General features: G+C 45.2%; 23 protein-coding genes. 12 read left to right on the top strand and 11 right to left on the bottom strand.

What is annotated here, in order from left to right; genetic code table 11:
- The first annotated feature begins 133 nt into the window (after window positions 1-133).
- Window positions 134-535, top strand: a complete 402-nt coding sequence (locus L4D79_RS10110; RefSeq protein ID WP_428650797.1) for a hypothetical protein — start codon at window positions 134-136, stop codon at window positions 533-535.
- Here the strand turns inward: L4D79_RS10110 and L4D79_RS10105 are convergent.
- The gene (locus L4D79_RS10105; protein ID WP_428651759.1) at window positions 517-1,845 is read right to left on the bottom strand and encodes a 6-phospho-beta-glucosidase; all 1,329 of its coding nucleotides are present in this window, start codon (window positions 1,843-1,845) and stop codon (window positions 517-519) included. The two genes, L4D79_RS10110 and L4D79_RS10105, sit on opposite strands and share 19 nt — an antisense overlap.
- A gap of 111 nt (window positions 1,846-1,956) precedes the next feature.
- Here L4D79_RS10105 and L4D79_RS10100 point away from each other — a divergent pair, with 111 nt between their 5' ends.
- From L4D79_RS10100 to L4D79_RS10060, 9 genes are all read left to right on the top strand, one after another.
- Complete coding sequence (locus L4D79_RS10100) at window positions 1,957-2,880, top strand: LysR substrate-binding domain-containing protein (RefSeq protein ID WP_428650795.1); 924 nt, start codon at window positions 1,957-1,959, stop codon at window positions 2,878-2,880.
- A 403-nt stretch (window positions 2,881-3,283) separates the two neighbouring features.
- A complete protein-coding gene (locus L4D79_RS10095) occupies window positions 3,284-3,832 on the top strand; it encodes an outer membrane beta-barrel protein (protein WP_428650792.1) in 549 nt (182 codons plus the stop codon).
- Window positions 3,833-4,443: 611 nt separating this feature from the next.
- Window positions 4,444-6,444, top strand: a complete 2,001-nt coding sequence (locus L4D79_RS10090; protein ID WP_428650789.1) for an alkyl/aryl-sulfatase — start codon at window positions 4,444-4,446, stop codon at window positions 6,442-6,444.
- A 187-nt stretch (window positions 6,445-6,631) separates the two neighbouring features.
- Window positions 6,632-7,486 (top strand): hypothetical protein, encoded by an 855-nt coding sequence (locus L4D79_RS10085; protein WP_428650786.1) that lies wholly within the window; start codon window positions 6,632-6,634, stop codon window positions 7,484-7,486.
- 32 nt (window positions 7,487-7,518) lie between these two features.
- Window positions 7,519-7,776 carry a KH domain-containing protein gene (locus L4D79_RS10080; RefSeq protein WP_428650784.1) on the top strand — a complete coding sequence of 86 codons (258 nt, stop codon included), beginning with the start codon at window positions 7,519-7,521 and terminating at the stop codon, window positions 7,774-7,776.
- 63 nt (window positions 7,777-7,839) lie between these two features.
- Window positions 7,840-9,048 carry an amidohydrolase gene (locus L4D79_RS10075; RefSeq protein ID WP_428650781.1) on the top strand — a complete coding sequence of 403 codons (1,209 nt, stop codon included), beginning with the start codon at window positions 7,840-7,842 and terminating at the stop codon, window positions 9,046-9,048.
- A gap of 164 nt (window positions 9,049-9,212) precedes the next feature.
- Entirely contained in the window at window positions 9,213-10,505 is a 1,293-nt protein-coding gene (locus L4D79_RS10070; RefSeq protein ID WP_428651757.1) for an MATE family efflux transporter, read from the top strand.
- 209 nt (window positions 10,506-10,714) lie between these two features.
- Window positions 10,715-11,596, top strand: coding sequence for an NAD(P)-dependent oxidoreductase (locus L4D79_RS10065; RefSeq protein WP_107301496.1), 882 nt, complete (start codon window positions 10,715-10,717; stop codon window positions 11,594-11,596).
- Between the two features lie 212 nt (window positions 11,597-11,808).
- The gene (locus L4D79_RS10060; protein ID WP_428650777.1) at window positions 11,809-12,510 is read left to right on the top strand and encodes a hypothetical protein; all 702 of its coding nucleotides are present in this window, start codon (window positions 11,809-11,811) and stop codon (window positions 12,508-12,510) included.
- Window positions 12,511-12,597: 87 nt separating this feature from the next.
- Here the strand turns inward: L4D79_RS10060 and L4D79_RS10055 are convergent, their stop codons facing one another.
- Together L4D79_RS10055 and nadS are read right to left on the bottom strand one after the other, a co-directional pair.
- On the bottom strand, window positions 12,598-14,088 hold the full coding sequence (locus L4D79_RS10055; RefSeq protein ID WP_428650774.1) for a SulP family inorganic anion transporter: 1,491 nt from the start codon (window positions 14,086-14,088) through the stop codon (window positions 12,598-12,600).
- Window positions 14,089-14,425: 337 nt separating this feature from the next.
- Window positions 14,426-14,641 carry a NadS family protein gene (gene nadS, locus L4D79_RS10050; RefSeq protein ID WP_428650772.1) on the bottom strand — a complete coding sequence of 72 codons (216 nt, stop codon included), beginning with the start codon at window positions 14,639-14,641 and terminating at the stop codon, window positions 14,426-14,428.
- Between the two features lie 387 nt (window positions 14,642-15,028).
- On the opposite strand from nadS, the gene L4D79_RS10045 reads away from it, so the two are divergent.
- A complete protein-coding gene (locus L4D79_RS10045; RefSeq protein ID WP_428650769.1) occupies window positions 15,029-15,310 on the top strand; it encodes a helix-turn-helix domain-containing protein in 282 nt (93 codons plus the stop codon).
- Window positions 15,311-15,464: 154 nt separating this feature from the next.
- Here L4D79_RS10045 and L4D79_RS10040 read toward each other — a convergent pair whose 3' ends face one another.
- Window positions 15,465-16,412, bottom strand: a complete 948-nt coding sequence (locus tag L4D79_RS10040) for a LysR family transcriptional regulator (protein ID WP_428650767.1) — start codon at window positions 16,410-16,412, stop codon at window positions 15,465-15,467.
- 135 nt (window positions 16,413-16,547) lie between these two features.
- Between L4D79_RS10040 and L4D79_RS10035 the strand changes: the two genes are divergently transcribed.
- A complete protein-coding gene (locus L4D79_RS10035) occupies window positions 16,548-17,360 on the top strand; it encodes an enoyl-CoA hydratase/isomerase family protein (RefSeq protein ID WP_428650764.1) in 813 nt (270 codons plus the stop codon).
- Window positions 17,361-17,427: 67 nt separating this feature from the next.
- Here the strand turns inward: L4D79_RS10035 and L4D79_RS10030 are convergent, their stop codons facing one another.
- The 7 genes from L4D79_RS10030 to fabV form a co-directional block, all read right to left on the bottom strand.
- The gene (locus tag L4D79_RS10030) at window positions 17,428-17,814 is read right to left on the bottom strand and encodes a hypothetical protein (RefSeq protein WP_428650761.1); all 387 of its coding nucleotides are present in this window, start codon (window positions 17,812-17,814) and stop codon (window positions 17,428-17,430) included.
- A 163-nt stretch (window positions 17,815-17,977) separates the two neighbouring features.
- Window positions 17,978-18,262: a hypothetical protein gene (locus L4D79_RS10025; RefSeq protein ID WP_428650759.1), complete on the bottom strand. Its 285-nt coding sequence runs from the start codon at window positions 18,260-18,262 to the stop codon at window positions 17,978-17,980.
- Between the two features lie 314 nt (window positions 18,263-18,576).
- On the bottom strand, window positions 18,577-18,921 hold the full coding sequence (locus L4D79_RS10020) for a hypothetical protein (RefSeq protein ID WP_428650756.1): 345 nt from the start codon (window positions 18,919-18,921) through the stop codon (window positions 18,577-18,579).
- A 226-nt stretch (window positions 18,922-19,147) separates the two neighbouring features.
- On the bottom strand, window positions 19,148-20,275 hold the full coding sequence (locus L4D79_RS10015; RefSeq protein ID WP_428650753.1) for an anhydro-N-acetylmuramic acid kinase: 1,128 nt from the start codon (window positions 20,273-20,275) through the stop codon (window positions 19,148-19,150).
- Window positions 20,276-20,332: 57 nt separating this feature from the next.
- Window positions 20,333-21,325 (bottom strand): M23 family metallopeptidase, encoded by a 993-nt coding sequence (locus tag L4D79_RS10010; RefSeq protein ID WP_428650750.1) that lies wholly within the window; start codon window positions 21,323-21,325, stop codon window positions 20,333-20,335.
- A gap of 9 nt (window positions 21,326-21,334) precedes the next feature.
- A complete protein-coding gene (locus tag L4D79_RS10005) occupies window positions 21,335-21,718 on the bottom strand; it encodes a PilZ domain-containing protein (protein WP_428650747.1) in 384 nt (127 codons plus the stop codon).
- A 268-nt stretch (window positions 21,719-21,986) separates the two neighbouring features.
- Window positions 21,987-23,198, bottom strand: coding sequence for an enoyl-ACP reductase FabV (fabV, locus tag L4D79_RS10000; RefSeq protein ID WP_428650745.1), 1,212 nt, complete (start codon window positions 23,196-23,198; stop codon window positions 21,987-21,989).
- Window positions 23,199-23,262 lie beyond the last annotated feature (64 nt).

Here is a 23,262-nt window from a genome sequence, read left to right as displayed (position 1 = left end):
TCGCTATTTCATCATTTGCATTCAGTAACAGAACTTCCGCATAGCCATGCAACTTCAGGCGTTTTTGTATAGTGAATAACCATTCCTTTTGATAACATACTCACTAACAGTAAGCGATTGAGGTAACAAGGGAATGGTACTCATACTGCTATGCATAGTTTGTGGTTTGTTTACCCTATTGGCGATCAAAGAACGTGGGCAGTTTCGCAAATTATTTGGCGTCTGCGCACTCATCACATCTTTCGTCGTCAGCTTATTTCTGTTCGAGCACTTGCAGGAAGAAAGGCGCCTTCGAGCCTTGGCACCTTCCGCCCCCCAGTTTGAGATTAAGACCTATGATCCCGAAGCGTTCCTCAACACCGAGGGGGATAAGTTTAGTTTTGAAGAGCTTGAAGCTATCGCTTTCGAGCTGGTCCGCCAGTTAAAAGCGTCCGAAGACGATAACCAATCCCTTCAACAACGGCTTGATAGCAAACGTCAATTTATCTTGGAAAACTGGGACGGTGATGAGCAACCTTACTTTTCTGAGCCCTGACGGAATTGAGGCATAAAATCCAAGTTTGCTTCAATCGTTTCTGCTAACGCTTGCTCTAAAACCGTTCCTGTCGTCACCAGTGGATTAAGTATTAACGCGCGATGGGCAGCATTGCGATCACCGGTAACCGCCGCTTCAACAGTCAGGGTTTCAAACTCTTTCATTAACTGAATTAAACGCAATGTGTCTGACGGGAACGGGGCAACGTTAAGTGGCAATGGCCCTGATTTGGTGATCATACAACTGACTTCAACAGTACAGTCATCCGGCAAGCCATCAATCGCACCATCATTACGGGTATTCACATGCATGATTGTTCGCTTGTCGTTGTATATTGAACTAATCAGTTCACATGCTGCTTCCGAATAATATTGACCGCCGCGCTTTTCCAGCTCTTTCGGCTTTTTATCTAGTTCCGGATCACGGTAGATATCAAATAGCCGTTTTTCCATCGCCTTCACGACTTCTCCACGTGTACCCTCACCATTCGCTTCTTCCAGCTCCTGCCCCATAATGTCTTGGCTGGTGTAGTAGTAACGAAGATAGGCGCAAGGGATCATCCCCATATTGCGCAGCAACTCAGCAGGCCATTCAAATGGTGGAATGTTTTGCGGTACCAGAGGATCGTTACCCGACAAAATCTCTTCGACGACATCCTGTAGCTTATCTTGGCCGTTGTGCAGGATCTGTCGTGCCCAGATGAAATGATTCAGACCGGCGACCTGTAAAATAAAATCCTGCTCGTCAGCTTTCAGCATCTTCGCGATACCTTTTTGCATAATGACCGGCACATTACACAGCCCCACGGCTTTTACCTTGGTGTGTTTTAGTATTGCCTCCGTCACCATACCTGATGGATTGGTAAAATTCAGGAGCCAGGCATCCGGGCACAGCGCTTCCATCTCTTTAGCGATTTCCAAAGCAATCGGTATGGTACGACAGGCATTGGCAAACCCTCCAAGGCCATTCGTTTCTTGGCCAATCATGCCGTATTTCAAGGAAATACGCTCATCACGGATCCGACCTTCCAGGCAACCAGCCCGGAACTGGGAGCAGACAAAATCTGCATCTTTTAGCGCAGCTCGGCGATCCAGCGTTACATGAACATCAATATGTGTCATGTTGTTTTTGGCTAGCATCCGGCGGGTCAGATCCCCGATAATATTGACCTTCTCTTCACCGTCCTCGATATCCACAAGCCAAAGTTCACGTATCGATAGTTCGTGGTTACGCTTGATTAGTCCTTCTATCAGCTCTGGCGTGTAACTTGAACCTGCGCCAATAATAGTAATTTTCAGATCTTGTTTCATCATGATGCCCTCGCTATAAATAAGTTATGTTGATTAAAAAGCATCACTAGCCACTGCACAAACCAATAAAAACTCACCATGCATTAGGCAAGCTAATTTATAGGATGAAACATGAATCAAAAACAACAGATGGTGGCCAACATGTACACCTTCAGTGTGGCAGCCAAATTCCTCAGTTTTACCAAGGCGGCAGAAGAGCTATTTATCACACAGGGAGCGGTAAGCCAGCGCATCAAGCTACTTGAAGAACAGCTTGGCTTTAACCTGTTTATTCGTATGACCCGGCGCTTGGAACTGACCAAAGAGGGGGAGCGGTTGTTACTGGCACTTAACCAATCTTTCGATGTGATTTTCTCTGAACTCGAAGATATCAAATTCAACGAATTGCGGGGGGAGCTCTACATCGGTGCAGCACCCACTTTTGCACAAAACTGGTTGCTGCCAAAGCTGCCAGACTTCCAGCGCATGTACCCTAATCTCAGTGTGAAGCTCAGAGTAAAAGCCAGCCGACTCGATTTTCAACACGAACCTGTTGATGTCGCGATTTACTACAGTGATAGCGATCATTCTGGGTTTTATCATCGCAGGTTGTTTGATGAAAAAATTATGCCGGTCTGCAGCCCTGATTATTTCAATACACAGCTCCAGGAAGGCAGATCTGTACTAAGCAAGCTCGATCGTGCGACCTTCATTCACTGCACCGAGTCGCTGGAAGCTAGCGAGCCCAATCAAGAATGGAAGATATGGCTAGAAAATCAAAAAGATGAAGAGATTATGTCGCTTAATGTGATGGAGCGAACCTACATCTTTAACCATTCAGACATGGCGATGATCGCTGCTAAAAACAACATGGGTATATGCATCGCCCGCGAATCATTAGTCCGCCAGAGTCTAGAGAGCGGTGAATTGATTGCTCCTTTCGATGGGGTTAACTCTGGCCGTGGCTATGATCTCATTTGCTTAAACGGGCAACAGCATAGGCCGAGAAACGCCGCATTTATCGAATGGCTACAAACTCAACTTCCTGTTAAGTGAGTATTTCCATTCTCCTATTAGCTCAATTACCCAACTTTAGAAATTGCCAGTGGTTGAGCATAGGATGAATTATCCTAGAACAGGAACCATTGTAATCAAATGTAATAAAACACTTCAACTTGAAAAAATAGAAATATATCAAACACAATAAAACAAATTTAAAACTTTTAAACATTTACCTATTCGCAATCAAATTCACCCACAAATAAAATGAAGGATATTCATTAGAGGGTTATTGTCTGACAAAATTACAATACACATGTAGGAGCCATTTTAACTTTCAATTTTAAACGGCTCCATAGGTTTATAGAAATCATATAGCTGGCATATAACACAATAAATTGACCTTTCCCTTAATGGAGTCTTAATGGTAATTTTTCTAACAATTTAACTTAGTGGTTTTATGAAAAAATCAAATGGGTCTGTTTTATTTTTGTTTACTAGTTTCTTGTTAACCTCTGGTGCAGCTTTTGCGGGTGATTATCGTATTGGCTTTGGTGTGAGTCAATTCGAGGCACTAGGAAATGTAAATACAGAAAAAGGTTTTACTCTTGAATATGAATACGATTGGAATGATATTGTTGGGCTTCATTCTTCATTTTCACAAGGTGATTATAAGATAAATGAGGACGGCAATTCTGCTAATGAAAAGTTCAAAACCTTCAAGGTTGGAATCGATGTTGGTTGGACATTATATGCTAATGATATGGGATTGAAACCCTATGTATCGGCAGGTGTACATACCACAAAATGGCGAGGGGCCAGCTGTGACATCACTAGTGTCTGTCTCGCATCAAGCGATAGGGATACCAATATCTATCATGGTGTTGGTATAAGAACATCCAGTGAATATGTGTATATGCAGCTTGCTAAAAACACGCTTCACTACAACATAGGAGGAGCAAACATTGACTTAGACCAAGTTAGGTTAACCGTTGGTATAACCTTTTAACTCATAACGTTGTTATGAGCATACGATATTCTTGATTATGATATAGCTAAACGATTCCTAGCAATGCCAATTGGCACCCCCGCTATTACTGCGGGGGTACTTTTTATCGCCATCAAAACCGTATTCATACGACAAGAGCCATATAAATTAATTTGTTTCAACAAGGCTTTTATTAACCTGACCATCTAGAATAAATATGCATTTAATAAATAACAAAAAAGAGAAACATCATGTGCAGAGCAATTTTTACATTGCAACCTAGTCGGTTCTTAAAATTACAATTGGTTATAACCAATATAACCATATTGATAAGTTCACTTGTATTTATGCTTGGCCTAGGAACACCTGTAGGAAGTTTAGCCGGCCTTATATTATTCATTGCGACCATCTACAGAGTAATTATTGGTTTTTATAAACACCTTAAGTATGAAAAAAGAAGGTTATAGCTAGATTAATAACCCGCACCTAGAAATCAGAAAAATTGAATTATAAAAGCGGAATATTTCTTCCTGTAGATATAAGTCGCTTTTTACCATTAGGGGTATACCAGCCAATAACTTTGACGACGGTAATCCCGAAGAGTTAATGATACAACATAAGAGACGACTAAAATGAAAAGAACACTATTATCTGTAACAATCGCTTTAACCTCGTACGCCGCAACGGCTGATTATGATTCATTAGATTACATAGGTAAGCCCGCCACAAAGCATACTATCGAAGCCAACAGTGCTTTAGACAAAACACTCCCCTGGCATGACTCCTCAGCCTTCGAACGCTCCGAGCGCGGTTTGATTGCGGCTTTTGGCGAACATGATGCAGCAGAACTGCGTAATTCACGCGGGTACCTGGAAGTAGACGACATCCGTCGTGATCGCCCTGATACTGTCAATCCGTCAATCTGGCGACAAGGGGTAATGAACTATGCCTCTGGAGGCTTGTATGAGGTAACCGACGGTATTTACCAAATCCGAGGTGCCGACCTTTCTAACATGACCATTTACCGCTCTGATAACGGTTACATCATCCATGATCCACTGCTCACCAGAGAAGCCGCCTCTGCCGCGTGGGATTTTGCGAAAAAGCACCTACCGGAAATCAATGGTGAACACAAAATCACCGGGATAATTTACTCCCATACCCACCAAGATCACTTCGGTGGTGTCCGCGGATTATTTGACGATGGCCAACTGCCTGAAGGCGTTGAAATCTTTGCCCCAAAAGATTTCATGGAAGAGCTGCTTAGCGAAGGGCTATTGGCTGGAAACGCAATGGGCCGCCGTGCGCAATATCAGTATGGAAACACCCTGACCGACTCTGCTTATGGCGTTGTCGACAATGCCCTTGGGATGGGCACCTCCAAAGGTGAAATCACATTGATCCCGCCGACCGTGATCATTGAAGACCGTGAAGAAACAGTCACCATTGATGGTTTGGAAATGTTATTCATCAATATGCCTAATGCTGAAGCGCCAACGGAGATGATCAACTTTGTTCCAGCCTACAACGCATTGAACACTGCAGAGCTCACCTACGACGGTCAACATAACATTTACACATTCCGTGGGGCACAAACCCGTGACTCGCTTGCTTGGACCAAATACCTCTCGGAGATAAAGCATCGCTTTGCCGATCGTGTCGATAACATACACGCAGCCCACTCAGCGCCCGTTTGGAATAACCCCGACACAGACAAAAACGAGATCGCTGAATACCTAACCATGCAGAGAGATAATTATGGCTTCATCCATAACCAGACATTACGACTTGCCAACCAAGGTGTGAAAATCAATGACATTGGTCGAGCAATTGAACAAATTGTCCCTGATTCACAGCAGCAAACCTGGGCGAGCCGCGGCTATCATGGTTCATACTCCCACAATGCGCGTGGTGTGATTAACCTGTATTTAGGTTACCACGACATGAACCCGACCAACATCAACCCTTTGACCAACGTTGATCGCTCATGTTTGTATGTACAAACAGCAGGTACGAACACTATGTACAAGCAAGCTCAGAATCACTTTGAGCAAGGTGCCTACCAAGAAGCCTCTACGTTATTAAATGATATCGTCAACTGTGATCCTTCACATGCCAAGGCGCGTGACCTGCTGGCCGATAGCTGGGAGCAGCAAGGATACCAATCTGAGACCATGGCATGGCGTAACTCCTACTTACAAGGAGCATCAGAGTTGCGGACCAATCATATTCCAGAAGCATTAAAAATGGTTTCGCCTGACATTATGTCACAGATGACAACAGCCGGATTCTTGGATTTCATGGCCATTTCTGTCGATGCCAGCAAGGTTCCTGCAGATATGGCATTCAACTTCAATATTATCCACCCAGAGATAAATGAAGTTTATTACGTTGAATTCAGCAATGCGAACCTCGCACCGCTGCAAGTTGAAAAAGCAATCAGCGATGTTGACCTAACACTTTCCATTGAACGTGATGACTTCATTGCAATTGTCACGGGGCAGACTTCACTCGAACAGCTCATTAAGGAAAAGAAAGCCAAAGTGAACGGTGACGCTTCTGTACTTAATAAACTGAAAAGTGTATCTGTACATTTTTCCCAAAATTTCGAAATCGTCCCAATCATGAAGTAATCGCTTCTGGGGGAGTGCTATCGCAAATCTCGCTAGGCTCCCCCTTAATTTCAAGATGGTAATACCTTTATGGTCAAATATATAAACCGTAACACGCTTGAGTTTATTCGTGAAACAAACATTTTAAGTCAACGACATAAGCATGCATTTATCAATATATACCTAGTCCGTGCAAAATGTTTCAACTGTGAAAAAATTCATTCAATCCCTAGTTGCGATTTTTATTATGCTACTTGTGATAATGGCTGTAAAAAAGCCCAGAGTAAATAAAATGACATTGAATCCAATAAAATTACTTTTTATATCAATAATTGTACTACCAAGTTATCCTGCATTAGCTTCACAGAATTCAGATACCTTACAAGATATGTCAGATCCCATGGCCGTTTTTTCGCAATTTGGTGCGGGTTATGGCGACAAAGGGATTAATCTGATGCTAGGTCATGCCTATGACCCAGGAGTTAAGAACAGAAAAGCCATGCACATTTTTGAGATAAAAGGCATAGCGGGAGATGCCGTAGGATGGCGTGGGGATAACAATAATTCGGTAAGTGAATTTCGCTACCGCCACTTCGAAGCAAGCATGAAAACAGGGACAGGCACGAATATAGACTTGAATTACAACCTTGATTCAGGCCTAGGTACTGGTACATATGGGATCATTCAAGCATTACCCAAATTTGGAAATTTTCAGGCTTATCCAATGCTAGCCGTTGGTGCCACCGTGATTGATTTAAATAAAACCAATGATCGCATTGAGACTGAAAATGGTTCAATTGGCGGCCACCACTTATTAGGGTTTTATGGGCTAGCTGGAATGTATAGCCGATATAATATCACGGACAACCTTTGGCTCAACTATAACCCAATGTCTCTAATAGGTGCCACAGGAGAACTGTCCGGAGAAACTCTGTTTATGCACGAGGGAGCGATCTCATACCAACTAACCTCTCGCTCTAACATTCGATATTTTGCTAACTGGTCTGACAATGTCAACTATAGAAATGGTGACCACCGGATAATGTACACCTATCAAATTTAATTATTTTAACCGAAGTGGCTATGAGGGACAAAATGAATAGCATCAACACTACATCACAATTGACTATTATCAGTTATCTCATGCTTTTTATTGGAATAAGTTTAGGTTTCTTTGGACTAGCTTTACCAATACTGCTTACTGCATCTTATATTTCGATTGGACTGTCAATTCCATTTTACCTTATCGGAAAAGTCATCGAAGCAATAAAGGAAAACACCAACACCAGAATTGATATATATAATGAGAGCAAAGACGATATGCCTGTAATTATTAGGAAGCATGTCATTTAAATTGTGACCAACAAGATACCTGCGATAACTATCACATTTACCCTAAAAAAATCGGCGTAAGCTATGCAACTTAATACTATAGCTGTACAGAAAACTATGATTACGCCGATTGATTCTTTTGACCCTATCAACTTTCGCCGCTTCCTCCATCAATACCCTGAGCTTTCACACCATGAACATCAAACCGCAGAGCTGATCAGCCAACAGCTGTGCCAATTTGGCCTATCCCCGAAAACTGGCCTCGGTGGTCACGGTATAGTGGTGGAATTCGACAGCGGTAAACCGGGTGAAACCAGCCTTTTCCGCGCCGATTTCGATGCCCTGCCGATCCATGAACAGGCGTGCCACCATTATGCCTCATGTTATTCCGGTATCATGCACGCTTGCGGCCATGACGGGCATACCGCTTCCTTGATGATGGTAGCCAAGTACCTCTGCGCCCATCCCCCTGCCTCTGGCAAGATCCTTTTGCTATTCCAACCAGCAGAAGAAACCGGAGCCGGCGCAGCAGCTATGCTGCAAGAGCCTTGGCTTGCCCAGCAGCATATTGATAATGTCTTTGCTTATCATAACCTACCCGGTTATCCACTCAATACGGTAGTCATCAAACCCGCGACCTTTGCCTGCGCCTCCACCGGCGTCACGATCGAACTGTTTGGCAAAACGTCCCATGCCGCCAAACCAGAGGACGGGTTACCACCAACCCGAGCAATGACTGAAACGATCAAGCTACTCCAGTCTCTTCCACAGCAGTTCCCCGAGGTATTCACACTGACCACCGTGGTCCACGCATCGCTAGGAGCAACGGCTCAGGGCGAGGCTGCGTTTGGCACCGCTCCGGGGTATGCCAAGGTGCTGGCTACGCTACGCAGCGATAATAGCCAAACCTTGCTCGCCATGAGATCCCTTATCGAACAGCAAGTCGCCAAGCTGTGCGAACAAGAGCGGCTCAGTGTCGAAATTTCGTGGCAAGAGTGGTTCAATGCCGCCGTCAATTCCTATCCGCACTGCCAGCAGGTTATCGCCAAAGCCGGATCTCTTGGCCTACCGGTCAATATTATTGAAGATCCGATGCGATGGTCGGAAGATGTGGCGGAGTTTCTCGCTAAGTGGCCCGGCGCACTGTTCTGCCTTGGTAGCGGTGAAGACCATCCTCAGCTGCATAATCCCAACTACGACTTTCCCGACGCTCTTATCGCAACAGCCAGTCAATTATTCTGTGCATTAATTGAAGAAAAGCATGACAACGTGAGGGATATGATAGGCGATTAACAAATCGGAACGATTAAACGGTAAGAAGGCTCTGGAACTCAGACGAATGATTGAAATATAATAATACAATTCGTGACGTCTGATAACTATAAATGCCACAAGGAGCCCTCTTGCAACTCTCTCCATTTGTTAAGAAAAACCTCACAACCGCATGGCCGCTCGCCATGAATGCCTTGCTGATGCAGTCGATGTTACTTATCGACACACTACTGATCTCACCACTTGGAGAAGTCCCTGTTGCGGCCATTGGTATTGCCACTGCCATTGTTGCCTTCCTACTCGGCTTTCAAAATGCACTCGCAAACGGCACCCAACTGGTGATCAGTCGGGCCTATGGCTCAGGTCGCTCCGAGACATTGAGCGACTCGATCCTGAGCGGAATGGCAATTAACTTTGGCGTTGCCATACTCTTTTCGGGATTGCTGTTTGTGTTCGGAGATCAGCTGGTCGGCTACATCACCCAAGACCCTGAACTGCTTGAACTAACCGTGGGCTACCTACAAATATCTACATTAACCTTGCTGTTCAGCGCCATCACCCAGGTGATTATCGCCAGTTTCAATGGGCTGGGGAAAACCAAGATCCCTTTCAAGGGCTACCTCCTTGAATTACCGGTAAACACTGTAGCCACTTATCTGCTAATCCACCAGTTGGGTTATGGCGTATTGGGCGCAGCATTGGGCAGTTTAGTGGCGATTCTGGTACGTACCTGTTTCCTTGTTTATTGCGTCCATTTGGATGGCATGATCACCCTACGCAAGCCAGAAAAAGCCAGCAATTTCAATCAATTAACCAAAAGTCATTTTAATGAAATTTTTCCGATAGCCGCCAACATGGCGATGCTGGCAGTCGGTGCTACTATCTATCAATTGCTTTACTCGCAACTGACCCTTTACGCCTATGTGGCTATTACCTTGGTCATGCCGTGGATCCGGATGGGAACCCAAATGACCACAGCTGCGGCCCATTCAACGGCTATTCTAATTAGCCAAGCCATTGGGGCAAACAAGCTCGATGACCTAAGGGAAAAAGTCGATACCAGCATTCGCATTGCAGTCGTACTGTCTACCATTACATGCGGCTTTTTCTTTGTGCTTAGTCTATGCCTGCCGTTTATTTATCCAGAAATGGGGCAAGAAACCTTCCAAGCACTGGCGGTTATCGCCCCGCTATATATCTTCCTACCCTTGGTGCGAGGCTATAACACCGTACACGGCCACGCTTTGCGGGCATTAGGTAAAACTAAAGCGGTATTCGCCATCAACTTTTCAGGGCAATGGCTGGTGTCTTTGCCCTTGCTCGCTATCCTCGTCCATTTCTTCGACGCGCCGCTGTTCTGGGCATTCGCCATTATGCCGTTCGAAGAATGTATCAAAGCGCTCCCATTCCGCTACTTGGCCCGTAAAACACTCAATGAGTTCGATCAGGACAAAGCAGCAGCGTTGAATTACCACTAAAACAAAAATAAAAACACTTAGTTAGATGTCATTTTCAGGCTTAAGCACTGGCTTTTTGCATCACAGTTTAAATAAAGCCCGGATCTGGCTTAGATCAAAAAACTGTGAACTGGCGAATATTTCAGAACATTCTACGATTGCTTTGAGACGCACAGATGTATATCCTTAAGCCATATAGTCATACAATAGTATTTTAGTAGGAGTCTTAAATGACTAAACCAGTAATTGGTTTCATCGGTCTTGGCCTTATGGGCGGCAACATGGTTGAGAATCTTCAAAACCGTGGTTACGAAGTTAACGTAATGGATCTTAACAAAGATGCAGTTGCAGCAGTTCTAGCTCGTGGCAATGCATCTGAAGCAGCTTCTGGTAAAGAACTCGCTGAGAAAAGTGACATCGTTATGCTTTGCCTAACAACGTCTGAAGTTGTTGAGAAAGTCGTTTACGGCGAAACGGGTATCCTAGCGGGTATGTCTGAAGGTAAAACACTCATCGACTTCGGTACGTCTATCCCAGCTTCTACTAAGAAGATCGGTGCTGACCTTGCTGAGAAAGGCGCAGGTATGATCGACGCTCCTCTAGGTCGTACTCCAGCTCACGCTAAAGATGGTCTTCTAAACATCATGGCTGCTGGCGACATGGAAACGTTCAATAAAGTTAAGCCCGTTCTTGACGAGCAAGGCGAAAACGTATTCCACCTAGGTGCTCTAGGTTCAGGTCACGTGACTAAGCTTGTGAACAACTTCATGGGTATGACGACTGTTGCAACTATGTCTCAAGCATTTGCTGTCGCTAAGCTAGCAGGTGTTGACGGTCAACAGCTTTTCGACATCATGTCAGCGGGCCCATCTAACTCGCCATTCATGCAGTTCTGTAAGTTCTACGCTGTCGACGGTGAAGAAAAACTAGGCTTCTCTGTTGCTAACGCAAACAAAGACCTTGGCTACTTTCTTGCGCTTTGTGAAGAGCTAGGTACTGAGTCCCTAATCGCTCAGGGTACTTCTACTAGCCTACAAGCTGCAGTTGATGCCGGTATGGGTAACAACGACGTACCAGTTATCTTCGACTACTTCACTAACCTTAAGAAGTAATTCGAACATAATGTGACTGCGGTGCTGTGGCTGTAATGGCGACAGCACCGCTGTTTATTTAGGCCCAATATCCCCTGCTCCCAACCACTCAACCACTCAATCACTCAACCACTCAACCTTCTCTAATTTGTTGACCGGATTAAGAAATTTTGTCACTGCTTTTTCCTTTTATATACTTATAACCTAATCGTACCGACCAAAGAGCAAGAGAAATGTTCAACCGCGAATTAGGAAAGATATGCCTGTTCAGCTCACTTCTTCTCATCGGATGCAGCGCAACCAAGAGTGTCGATAGCAATAGCCGTGCCTCAGCTAACCAGACGGTTAACGCCAGTATTATTGCCCAATGGGTTGATGACAGCATCTTAGCACCCGAAGGGCTTTCGCTTGAGCAAGACAATATCCGTTACCTTACCGGCAGTGCGGATCTTAACAACGATGGCGTTGCCGAGCATTTTGTCTTGATACAAGACAGCTACTTTTGCGGTAGTGGCGGGTGTACTGCAGCTATCTTCGACCAAACAGGCAACATCATTAGCCAGATGTCAGTGGTAAAACCCCCAGTCCTTTTAACGGATAGCACCAGCAACGGTTGGCAAGATTTCATGGTGTGGAGCAATGGTGCGTTTCGCTTAATGAAATATAACGGGAGTTCATACCCAACTAATCCTTCACTCGCGCCAGAAGTAGACAGAAACGCCAGCCAACAAGCAGCCTTGGCGAAAGTAATGGAGACGGAGCTATACCAGCAAGATGGATATGACATAACGGCGTCTGAAATATCAGAAATATGGGCGTCAGCGAACGTTTATGAATTTACTTTCAAGCATTACGGTGACCCGCATGCTGTGTATCACGCAAAGGTAGATTTGAAAAATAGAACCGTCGATATCAATCCAATGACATCGCAGTAACACTCAAACTAAAGATAGGGTTTCGTTGCTCATAAAAGTTCAAATGGCTTGACGCCATTTGAACTTAAACCATTTAACTTTCTAACATCAGTGACCGATAGCCTGATTCGCCAATTTTTCTGGCTTATCGAAGATGGCAAATTTGGTAATAATCTGCTCAGATTCTGCATTCATTCCCACGACATCGACTACTGAGCCAGCCTCCATAAACTTGATGATCACCTTATCAAGCGCCCCAACGGCGGTGATATCCCAGAAATGGGCATCAGACAAGTCTATCGTGATGTACTTCGTTGGGTGATTGAAGTTAAACATATCGATGAAGTTATAGGCAGAAGCAAAAAAGATCTGACCATGTACCTTATGTATTGTGTGCGCATTGTGAACCACAACATCATCCGTCACTTTCATTATCTTGCGGCTATGGTTAGCGTAAAACACGGTCGAAACAACTACACCTACGGCAACACCAATGGCAAGGTTATGGGTTAGGACGACAGATACCACCGTCGAGATCATCACTGCGTTCGCGTTGAGTGGGTGATGCTTGATATCAATGATCGATGTCCAAGAGAAAGTACTGATAGAAACCATGATCATGACTGCCACCAATGCTGCCATCGGAATTTGCTTGAGGTAGTCTCCGAGGAACACAACCATGATCAGCAAGAAAACCCCGGCTGCCAAGGTAGAAAGCCGCGTCCTACCACCTGAACTCATGTTGATCATCGACTGACCTATCATTGCACATCCAGCCATACCACCGAGCATGGCAGAGATCATATTCGCAATACCCTGACCTTTACACTCAGCATTGTTGTCGCTTGGTGTATCGGTAATATCATCAATGATTTTTGCTGTCATCATCGACTCAAGCACGCCGACTACCGCCAATGCAAATGAATAAGGGAAGATAATGTGTAGCGTTTCGAGTGAAAGCGGCACATTTGGCAGCAAGAACACAGGGAGAGAATCAGGCAATGACCCCATATCACCCACAGTACGAACATCAATCTTAAACATGACGGTACACACGGTGATCGCAATGATGCACACCAATGGAGAAGGCAATAACTTGCCAATTTTAGGTATGTATGGAAACAGATAGATGATCCCCAGCCCAGCCCCTGTTAGCGCATAGACATGCCAAGTGACACCGGTAAGCTCAGGCAACTGCGCCATGAATATCAGGATAGCCAATGCATTAACAAAACCAGTCACAATGGAGCGCGAGACGAACCGCATTAAATCACCCAGCTTGAGCAGTCCGATGATGTATTGAAGGATCCCGGCCAAAAAGGAAGCAGCTAATAAGTATTCCAGGCCATGCTCTTTCACTAATGTCGTCATTAGCAAAGCCATTGCACCTGTCGAAGCGGAGATCATACCTGAACGTGATCCCGTGAAAGCAATGACGACACAGATTGAAAAGGATGCGTAGAGACCAACCTTTGGGTCTAAGCCTGCGATGATTGAGAATGCGATAGCTTCTGGTATGAGGGCTAATGCCACCACGATTCCCGACAATAAATCTCCTTTGATGTTGTTGAACCACTTTTCTTTGTAAAAACTCAGCATAATATCTCTTTTATATTTCATGTATTTAAAGCGAAAAAAAGTAGAGATATTAAGGTTATGGCGGCGTGATAATACGCTTACCCTCCAATTAAATAAGTAATAAAAAAACAGCTAATATTATGACGAAAAGTATGACTACATTGAGGTATTTAAAGTTAAGAAAATCGTCACTGATAACAAAATCAATTCCGTCAATGGATTTATTTATTTCTTCAATATTTTCAAAGTATAAGTCAAGTTCATATTCATCATGTTTCAATATTTGATCCTTATATTTGGCTAAAGAAATGACCAATAGCACCTTATAGGAAGGAGTGAGATGCTATCAGTCATTTGTTCAGTTGAACTTAAACCTATAATAAAGCTCGAGATCTTTTTCCATAAGCTTGAGAGCTTTCTTAGCTAAACCGGTAGGGTTACGTCGCCCTTGCTCCCAGCTTTTGATCGTTTCCTGGCTTAGTCCAAGCGCTTCGGCGAATTCATACTGACTAACCTTTAGTCGCATTCTTATAGATTTGATATCAATATTTTCATTATGACACTCATTATCCATAATTCACCTCCAGCCAGTACAGGAGGTACATTGTACTCAGGCTTTTTTTTATTACAACAGATAACTTTAAAATAAACTGACCATCTAACTTTGCTAAAATTAAGTATTGAAATAATTACAATTTGGAGCGATCATATATTCAGCATTAAACGCTCACTTAATAAAATGATATTTTTAAAGAGTTTAAATATCATTAGATATATACTAAATAACTTCATGCTACTGAATTTAATGAACTTAGCGAGGTAACCCAACGATCAGATACTTAATAACAAGGATTGCAACGTACCACCAGTCAAGCTGGACTCAACGGCATGCGCTGCATTCAAAGCAGCAAAAAGATACTAATTTTCAAATAGATAACAATATTAATGGTGACTAAAATTGATGAGTGTTAGCGGTTTTAAAATCAGAGCACTAAGGCTTCACCAGAAAATGAAAAGTGAAGAATGCGCCAGCCATCTTGATATCACGCCGACATACCTTTCTCTTATCGAAAATGGTAAGCATACCCCCTCAAGAAAAGTGATCGGCAAAGCGGTTCGCTTGTTTGATGTACCACCGGGCTACTTTTTAGAGCTATCTGAACCACTTCGCGAAGCCATTACGGTTGCGAAAAACCTCAGTGATGTAGAAAAGTTGTACTTAAGCTCGATGCTGCTGAAATAAGCATCGTACCTTAGCTCATTGACCCCTCATGGTATATGAAGAACACATAGAGGGATCCCGTGGCTTTACAGACACACATGACTTGTTAATTTTTCCGTTGGGCTAATAAAAGCCTGACATCCTCGCCCTCCGGCGAGGATCAGTGTTGAAGCGGCTATTGGCGGCCATACATCTGTTCAAAATGAGGGATCTGTTTCTCCCATACCGGTATCTCTGTACCGATTATGGATTTGAGCGTCTCGATAAACAGTTTCGTTTTGATGGGAGCATCCCGGTGTGGATATACAGCATAGAACGTGCCAAAGTCATCGAGATCTAAATGGGTCATGATCGGAATAAGCTTACCTTCCAAGATTTCATCTTCAATCATCTGCGCGGTTACAACAGCCAATGTGTTTCCAGCCACCGCACTCTTTGTCACCATTTCAACATCATTCACTCTATAAGCGACCTTTAGCTTAAATTCCTGATGTTCTTTGTTGTCGTCAACATATCTGAATGTATCGAGCAACAGTCCCGGGCCTGAATACACTGTCGCGGGTAATGATTCCAGCTGCTCAACCGTGTTGATATCGCCATGCTTTTGAATAAAGGCAGGAGAAGCAACAATCAACAGCCTATTACGAGCAATTTTTCTAGCGATTAAGCTAGAGGCTTTCGGCTTGCCGATACGAAAACCGATATCAAACCCTTCGCTGACCATATCAACGACACGATCTTCTAAGCGTAATTCAATGTCTACGCCAGAGTATTGCTGCTGGAAAGCCAGCACAGCTTGCTGAACGTATTGGCGACCAAATAAGGTTGAGCTGGTAATACGTAATACACCTTTAGGCTCGGCATGGTAATTCTGTGCCAGACGATGGGTATTACTCAACAGAGTCCGCAGTGACTTAGCTTGGTTCACCATTTCGTTTCCAGCGGCAGTTAAAGAAAGTGAACGTGTAGTACGGTTTAGCAGTCGTACACCCAACTCCTCTTCTAACCGGCTTATATGTTTAGAGATCACCGACCTATCAACATTTCTTTGCTCAGAAACTTTGGTAAATGAGCCGAGCTCTACCACTTCAAGTAACAACAGCAGTCGACTTGGAAAATCCATACACCCTCTTTGTTGCATTTACAGCACCAATTACTTGCCAATTTGAGCATTTTTCACCTTCTATGACAAATATATAGTAACCACACATTGAGGGCATACACTTAACAAGCCCATTAGGCTGAGTAAGGAAAATCCATGAACAAGTTATCGATTACCCACGACAAAGGCGTTGCGACCGTTACTATCAACAACCCACCGGTAAATGTATTAACCATTGATTTAATCAATGAAATCAATGCATTTTTGTTATCACTAAAAGATGATCGCGAAACCAAGGTCGTTGTTTTCAAATCACTGCATACGCAGTTCTTCTTGGCGCACTTAGATTTGAATGTGATTAACGGTACTCAGGGTGGCCAAGCTGCATCGATTGAATTCAATCATATGATTGCCAACATCAAAGCAATGAAGCAGGTATCGGTAGCCGTAGTCGACGGTGTAGCCCGAGGGGGTGGTAATGAATTCGTTATGGCGTGTGATTTGGCCTATGGTACGGAATCCGCAGCATTTGCTCAGCCAGAAATTCACGTAAATATCCCGACCGGTGGCCAGGGTGCCGTGCAATTTGCCAGAAGAATGGGAAAAAACAAGGCACTACAAGCACTACTCGTCGGTAATGATTTTACGGCCCAACAAGCAGAAGCGCTGAACATTATTACCCAGTATGTACCAAAAGCGGAAATGGATGGTTTCCTCGCCCAAGTAATTGGCGTCATCAGCCAATTAGAAATTCGCGATATCGTGATGTACAAAGAGATCATCGAGGCGTCAATTAAAGATGAAAATGTAGGGACAGAGCTAGAGCTGCGCTACTTCCTAGAGCGAGCAAAAGAAGAAAAGACCCAAGCGATTATCTCAGCCTTTCTAAAACACGGAGGCCAAACGGAGCGAGAAGCCAAAGACATCCAAGGCATCTTTGTCGATACGGCAGCCGAGTTGGCAAAATAATATCACACCAAACAAAAGCAGCCATGGCGTAGTGTTATGGCTGCTTTACAAAAAGTGGTTACGACACTTAGAAATAAACGCGAAAGCCCGCCCTTGCTTCCAGTTCAATATCAAGTTCATCCAAGTATACCGCTGGGGTCAGATCCACATAGAACCCCATAGGGCGTACGCGAAACTCCGCACCGATCCCCGGAGTGATAGCAACATAGTGTTTGTTTCTGTCTACGTATTGCCCACCAATAAACAGGTACAAAGGGGTGCCTTGCACGCCGTAAGTTTTGTTCACACCAAAACCGAACTGATCATCAAGGCTAACGTTCACTCTGAATCCATTGTGTTTCATATCGACGCCCCAGAACGGGTCGCCAACCGAGAGGCCGATACCGGTCTCGGCCTTAACGGCCATTGACGTACACATGCCCATGGCCAGAATGAGGGACATTATCTTTTTCATGTTATTTCCACTGCGATAAAAGGCAGGATCTTAAAACGACGAAAACGATTAAATGTTAAGAGGAAAGAGAATTAACCGACATTTTACAGTGTCGGTTAATATTTCAACGTTGCCGGTCAATGACCAATCAAATTGAAAGTAATTAGATACTTAGGAGCAGCAATTAACTGTTTTTTCCACGCATCGCTTTAAACACTTCGAACACAAAAGTCGCAACACCACCAGCAGGATCTGAATTCACATAATCCTCCAGAGGGGCAACAAAGTTTGACTTGAATTTCTCGACCGCCTCTTGCGGGGAGTCGGCATAAATCACATCACCCTCAACCTCGAACCCCATTTCCAAGAGCTGCTGTTTCTCGGTAGAAAAGCTTTCACTTGCCATCTCAATATACGTAAACGCTTTACGGTTTGAATCTGGCTTACAAAAGAACTGATATTTTGCCATTCGTGCTTCCTTGTTGGCTAATCGCCACGGGTTATAAGTTGCTGATTATAGTTAGAAGGTTATTACCTTACTCCAACGCTGAGAGGTCGTTTTCATACAACTATTATTCCATAGGGAAGAATGCAAAAGGGTGCAACAAAAGCAATTAATTGCGACTCATTAGAGATATCAGCCATTTTCCGCCACCAGCCACCAAAACGAAAAAGGCCCACCGAAGTGAGCCTGTTCATGAATAGGTACTTGCCTACCATCAAATCAATGCATGGCGGCAGCGGGCTGAGGTCCATTCAGATGCCGAAGCCGTCACACAGCCATTAATAACTGAGTTCAAATTTGACCGCGCCGCTATCGATATCAACCGTGCTGTCATCGACCACCGCGCCACCAGCCTCGACAGAGATACTAAAATCATTTGTCGCATTGAATTTCAAGCCAGCACCGAACTCGGTAGGATCTTCAATATTTTTATTTTGATAAATACTAAAATTATCTCGGCCAGTATTATCGACAGGACGACTCCCCTGCCCAACAAACTCTAGCGGCTGCTTTGATTGTGATTCTTCGATAAAGATCTCACCCAACTCTCGCTCTTTGACCGCATGCGCACTACCAGCAACTAATAACAATACCAACAGTCCATGTCGCCACTGACCCATCATGTGTAACCTCACTACTTACCACATACATCTTGGTTTTACTCACGGGGTTATCCCCCTTACCTCAAGATACTCGATACTAAGGGCGTACTTTCTAGGCTGGAGAGCTCTCTTGAGACAATTGAACTATATATGGTTGTAAACCATCGCTTTGTGAAAAACAAGCTTGAAAGGCAAACAGCCCCTAACCATTTTTGACAAAAATACGCTTAACATCATTAAGTACAGTTTAGACCGGATAAATAACGCCTAATGAAGCAAGTCCCTCCGCCCCGGTGACTTCCGGTACGTTGCTCGGTTGCCCATGAATGCGCTGGCGGGCAAGCCAGGCAAAGGCCATCGCTTCCATATAGTCCGGATCAATTCCAACATCACGGGTATTGCCCACAGACCAAGCCGGTAATAACTCCGCAAGGCGAGACATCAGAAGCGGGTTATTCACCCCGCCCCCACATACAAGCAAACGTGGTTGCTCACCGTGAGCAAAACCTGTCACCTGATCGGCTATCGTCTGTGCCGTAAATTGCAACAAGGTTGCCTGCACATCTTGCTCTGGCACCACTTCCGCTAAGCCGGCCAATTGCTCTTGCAACCACGGCAGGTTGTAGTGCTCGCGTCCGGTACTTTTCGGGTAGAGGCGGCCAAGGTATGGATCGGCCATCAACTGGGCAAGCAAAGACTGATTGGCCTTACCTGACGCGGCAAAGGCACCGCTTTTGTCATATTTCTGCCCGAGGTGAAGGTAAACCCAAGCATCCATCAACATATTACCCGGGCCGGTATCATAGCCAATAACAGGCTGGTTAGGGCGCAGCACCGAGATATTGGCAATACCGCCAATATTCAATACCACCGTTGTCGAGCTTTGTTCAGAAAACAAGCCTTTATGAAATGCCGGTACCAAAGGGGCACCTTGCCCGCCCAGTGCCATGTCTTTACGGCGAAAGTCGGCGACGGTGGTGATGCCGGTTTTGGCCGCGACGATATTGGCATCTCCCAATTGCATGGTAAACGGGTAGTCACCATCCGGTTGGTGGTATACCGTCTGCCCGTGATTACCCACGGCCGTTACCGCGGAGGCATCGACCTCCACTTTATCCAGTAGTTGGTTAACCGCATCGGCAAACAAATGCCCCAATTGATGATCCAGCTGACCAATTTGCTTTAGGTTTGTCGCCTGCCCCATACACACATCAAGCAATGCCGATTTTAATATATCAGGCATCGGGTAGGCATCGGTTGCCAGCAGTTCAGGTATTGCAGCGGACTTAGCCTCGCTGTCAAATGCCACCAACGCAGTATCCACGCCATCGAGGCTGGTACCTGACATTACACCAATATAAAGCTCACGGGTCATAGCGCTTCCTTTACAGACACGGCAAATTGCAAGACATAGTTAAGGTAAGCCGATGACTTAGCCTTCTTCCCCTGCCAGACCTTTTTCATTGCTTGCCGTTTGGATCGGCCGGGCAATATGAGGCGACTGGGTGAGCTGTACCTGCATCGACACCACATTATTGATCATATTGAGCAAAGACGCCCATTGAACGGTTTTTTCTTTTTCAAACAGGCTATCGAAATTATCCGGTGTCCACTCAACAAATGGTCGAGGATTCAAGGCCCGTCCCAAAAAGCGGATCTCATAGTGCAAATGCGGGCCCGTCGACAAGCCCGTATTGCCCGTCCAACCAATCAGCTCACCTTTGCGGACAAACTCACCACGCTTTACATTGAATTTTTTCATATGAGAATACGTAGAGGTGAAGCCCATGGTGTGATCCAGTTTGAGGAAATTGCCTGAGCCCTTGTTGCTTGGGCGGATCACCTCTATCACGCCATCTGCTGGCGCGTAGATCTCGGTGCCGGTATTGGCGGCAAAGTCCAAGCCTAGGTGACGCTTGCGTTTGCCCGTTACCGGATGGACTCGGGTACCGAATTGCGATGACATCCTGATCCCCGGCGTCGGATTGCCATTGGGAATCATCCGGAACAAGGTGCCCCGGACCGCCGAGCTGATCGCCGCGCTGTCTACCCGTTCCTCAAGAGTAACCACTTCACCATCTTCGGATGTCTGCAGACCAAGGATGGTTTCTACATCATCAATCCGTAGCGAAAGCGCATCGAGTTCCGCTTTTTTTTCATTGAGTTCTGCAATCAATTCACGATTGCTGGCACTTTCCTCAGACAAGGAAGCTGTGAGCTGCTGCGCCTGCACATTGAGCTGACTAAGCTGCAGATTAGAATGAAGCTTCTCCTGGTATAGGGTATAGACACTGTAACCGCCTGCAGCAGCGGCAGACAAAATAACTGTTGTCGCTAAAGCGATATAACGTTTCTTGAAGCGGTTAATAAGATAATGAGAGGTGCCACGATGATCGGACACCGAAATACAAATATTTTCTGACATGATGACTATTCACGACTCGTCGAGATGTTGCTGCAAATCAGTTAGCTGTTCCAGCTCACGATGTAATAGTTCATCAGTGCCAACATTTAATTCGACCAAACGCCGGAGGTGCCCGGCACTTTCTAAATCAATATGGAAGATATGCATACGTAAATAAGCAGCATCATGATGAACCAACTGGGTTTCCATCCGCAGCTCGATGTCACAGTCGTGCAGACAAAACGATAAAAAATATTTATCGTCAGCATCTTGCGCAGACCAGCTCTCCGGCTTGGTCAGCAAGACCCCCTGCAGGGACAGATCTCGTACTTCCGCCTGCCATTCACCATTGGCATTCATTAGCGTTGCTGGAGCCTGATATAAAATACGACTAAAGTGACGACGTTCAACCATAATCACTGCATTCTTTGTTGTTTTATTAAACTAATTGTAATGATTATTGGCTGATTAGACCAGATTTATCCTAATACAGAATTAACTATATTGAGGTTTTATGATCTCAATGCTGATAAGGCGACGACAAAAGGAGGAGTTTCTGAGCTAGGAGTGTTTCATTAATGAGAAAATAAAAATAGCCATTACTGTCGCCTATATTTAGGCGACAATATAATGACGACCTTATCAGTAGGGTTGCTTATTGCAATGGTAACAGCCCCAGCAGTTACGGCTGTAATGCTTTGAGGCTATCCAGAGAGATGTCCTGCTGGTAATCAACACCGGCAAAACCAAAGCCGTTGAGCTCCATGAAATCCTGTTTATAGCCCGTATAGTCGCCCACCTCAGTGAAGTTATCAGCGTTCATCTCGGCCATTAGCTCACTGACCCTCTGCTGTACATCAGGCGCCAATTCCCAATCGTCCATCCGGATCAATCGCTGGCCATCGGTTAAAACGCCTTGCTGGGTGCCTTTCTGGGGATAAAACCGCGCACTGAACAGTCTCTGCATCTGCTCAATACAGCCTTCATGGGTCCCGATCTCTTTCATCACCTTGAACAAGGCGAGGATATAAGGCGTGAAAGCCGGAATGAACACACTGGCTTTAGTCACCAAGGCTTTACACACTGCGACATGGGCTTGCCCGCCAATCGCTGCAAGTTGCGTATTAAGCACCTCTGCAGTGTTGTGCATATGCTCTTTGGCCCGTCCGAGGGTGCCGTGGTGATAGATAGGATACGTCACGGCTGGGCCAATGTAGGAATAAGCCACGGTACGGCAACCTTGAGCCAGAACGCCTGCGTCAGACAAGCACTGTATCCAGCTGGCCCAGTCTTCTCCCCCCATGACTTTCACGGTCTCGGCAATCTCGTGATCGGTTGCAGTTTCAACGGTCATTTCCGCTAGGCTATCGGTTTCCAGGTTCAAGGTCGGGCCCACCACCGGCTTGCCTGTGGTTTTGATCACCGAACGCCACATGTCACCGGTTTCAGGGTTCGGGCGAACGCCTGTTGCTAGACTGTACACCACCAGATCAACTTGGCCGCCAAGATCGTTTCTGATCGACTCGATCACCTGCTGACGAACCTGCTGTGAAAACGCATCACCGACAATATTGGTCGCAACCCGTCCTAACTTCTCAGCTTCTTGCTTAAAAAAGATATTGTTATACCAGCCCGCGCTACCGACACCTTTGTCACTCGGGCCACGCTCAAATGACACCCCAACGGTGTCGGCCTCTGCACCACCAAATGTATGGGAAATGCGCGATGCCAAACCAAAACCTGAGGAGGCCCCCAGCACCAGTACCCGCTTCGCACCTTGCTCAATAGGCTTGGCCTGTTTTACATATTCAATTTGCTTACGCACCGCTTGCTGGCAGCCATAAGGGTGGGCCGAGCGGGCAACAACACCTTTAATCACTGGCTCGATAATCATTGTTTGCTCCAAAACGCATCACGAAATACACCACTGATGTCACCCTATCGGAATTTCGTGGTTA

It is taken from the genome of Photobacterium satsumensis (assembly GCF_050336935.1).
GTDB classification, from domain to species: domain Bacteria; phylum Pseudomonadota; class Gammaproteobacteria; order Enterobacterales; family Vibrionaceae; genus Photobacterium; species Photobacterium satsumensis.
This window is presented reverse-complemented; position numbering and strand designations above follow the sequence as displayed.

What these genes read in the sequence shown, in the direction of transcription:
- L4D79_RS10110 (WP_428650797.1), top strand. Translation starts at nt 134, where the DNA reads ATGGTACTCATACTGCTATGCATAGTTTGTGGTTTGTTTACCCTATTG.
- L4D79_RS10105 (WP_428651759.1), bottom strand. Translation starts at nt 1,845, where the DNA reads ATGAAACAAGATCTGAAAATTACTATTATTGGCGCAGGTTCAAGTTAC.
- L4D79_RS10100 (WP_428650795.1), top strand. Translation starts at nt 1,957, where the DNA reads ATGAATCAAAAACAACAGATGGTGGCCAACATGTACACCTTCAGTGTG.
- L4D79_RS10095 (WP_428650792.1), top strand. Translation starts at nt 3,284, where the DNA reads ATGAAAAAATCAAATGGGTCTGTTTTATTTTTGTTTACTAGTTTCTTG.
- L4D79_RS10090 (WP_428650789.1), top strand. Translation starts at nt 4,444, where the DNA reads ATGAAAAGAACACTATTATCTGTAACAATCGCTTTAACCTCGTACGCC.
- L4D79_RS10080 (WP_428650784.1), top strand. Translation starts at nt 7,519, where the DNA reads ATGAATAGCATCAACACTACATCACAATTGACTATTATCAGTTATCTC.
- L4D79_RS10075 (WP_428650781.1), top strand. Translation starts at nt 7,840, where the DNA reads ATGCAACTTAATACTATAGCTGTACAGAAAACTATGATTACGCCGATT.
- L4D79_RS10070 (WP_428651757.1), top strand. Translation starts at nt 9,213, where the DNA reads ATGAATGCCTTGCTGATGCAGTCGATGTTACTTATCGACACACTACTG.
- L4D79_RS10065 (WP_107301496.1), top strand. Translation starts at nt 10,715, where the DNA reads ATGACTAAACCAGTAATTGGTTTCATCGGTCTTGGCCTTATGGGCGGC.
- L4D79_RS10060 (WP_428650777.1), top strand. Translation starts at nt 11,809, where the DNA reads ATGTTCAACCGCGAATTAGGAAAGATATGCCTGTTCAGCTCACTTCTT.
- L4D79_RS10055 (WP_428650774.1), bottom strand. Translation starts at nt 14,088, where the DNA reads ATGCTGAGTTTTTACAAAGAAAAGTGGTTCAACAACATCAAAGGAGAT.
- nadS (WP_428650772.1), bottom strand. Translation starts at nt 14,641, where the DNA reads ATGGATAATGAGTGTCATAATGAAAATATTGATATCAAATCTATAAGA.
- L4D79_RS10045 (WP_428650769.1), top strand. Translation starts at nt 15,029, where the DNA reads ATGAGTGTTAGCGGTTTTAAAATCAGAGCACTAAGGCTTCACCAGAAA.
- L4D79_RS10040 (WP_428650767.1), bottom strand. Translation starts at nt 16,412, where the DNA reads ATGGATTTTCCAAGTCGACTGCTGTTGTTACTTGAAGTGGTAGAGCTC.
- L4D79_RS10035 (WP_428650764.1), top strand. Translation starts at nt 16,548, where the DNA reads ATGAACAAGTTATCGATTACCCACGACAAAGGCGTTGCGACCGTTACT.
- L4D79_RS10030 (WP_428650761.1), bottom strand. Translation starts at nt 17,814, where the DNA reads ATGAAAAAGATAATGTCCCTCATTCTGGCCATGGGCATGTGTACGTCA.
- L4D79_RS10025 (WP_428650759.1), bottom strand. Translation starts at nt 18,262, where the DNA reads ATGGCAAAATATCAGTTCTTTTGTAAGCCAGATTCAAACCGTAAAGCG.
- L4D79_RS10020 (WP_428650756.1), bottom strand. Translation starts at nt 18,921, where the DNA reads ATGATGGGTCAGTGGCGACATGGACTGTTGGTATTGTTATTAGTTGCT.
- L4D79_RS10015 (WP_428650753.1), bottom strand. Translation starts at nt 20,275, where the DNA reads ATGACCCGTGAGCTTTATATTGGTGTAATGTCAGGTACCAGCCTCGAT.
- L4D79_RS10010 (WP_428650750.1), bottom strand. Translation starts at nt 21,325, where the DNA reads ATGTCAGAAAATATTTGTATTTCGGTGTCCGATCATCGTGGCACCTCT.
- L4D79_RS10005 (WP_428650747.1), bottom strand. Translation starts at nt 21,718, where the DNA reads ATGGTTGAACGTCGTCACTTTAGTCGTATTTTATATCAGGCTCCAGCA.
- fabV (WP_428650745.1), bottom strand. Translation starts at nt 23,198, where the DNA reads ATGATTATCGAGCCAGTGATTAAAGGTGTTGTTGCCCGCTCGGCCCAC.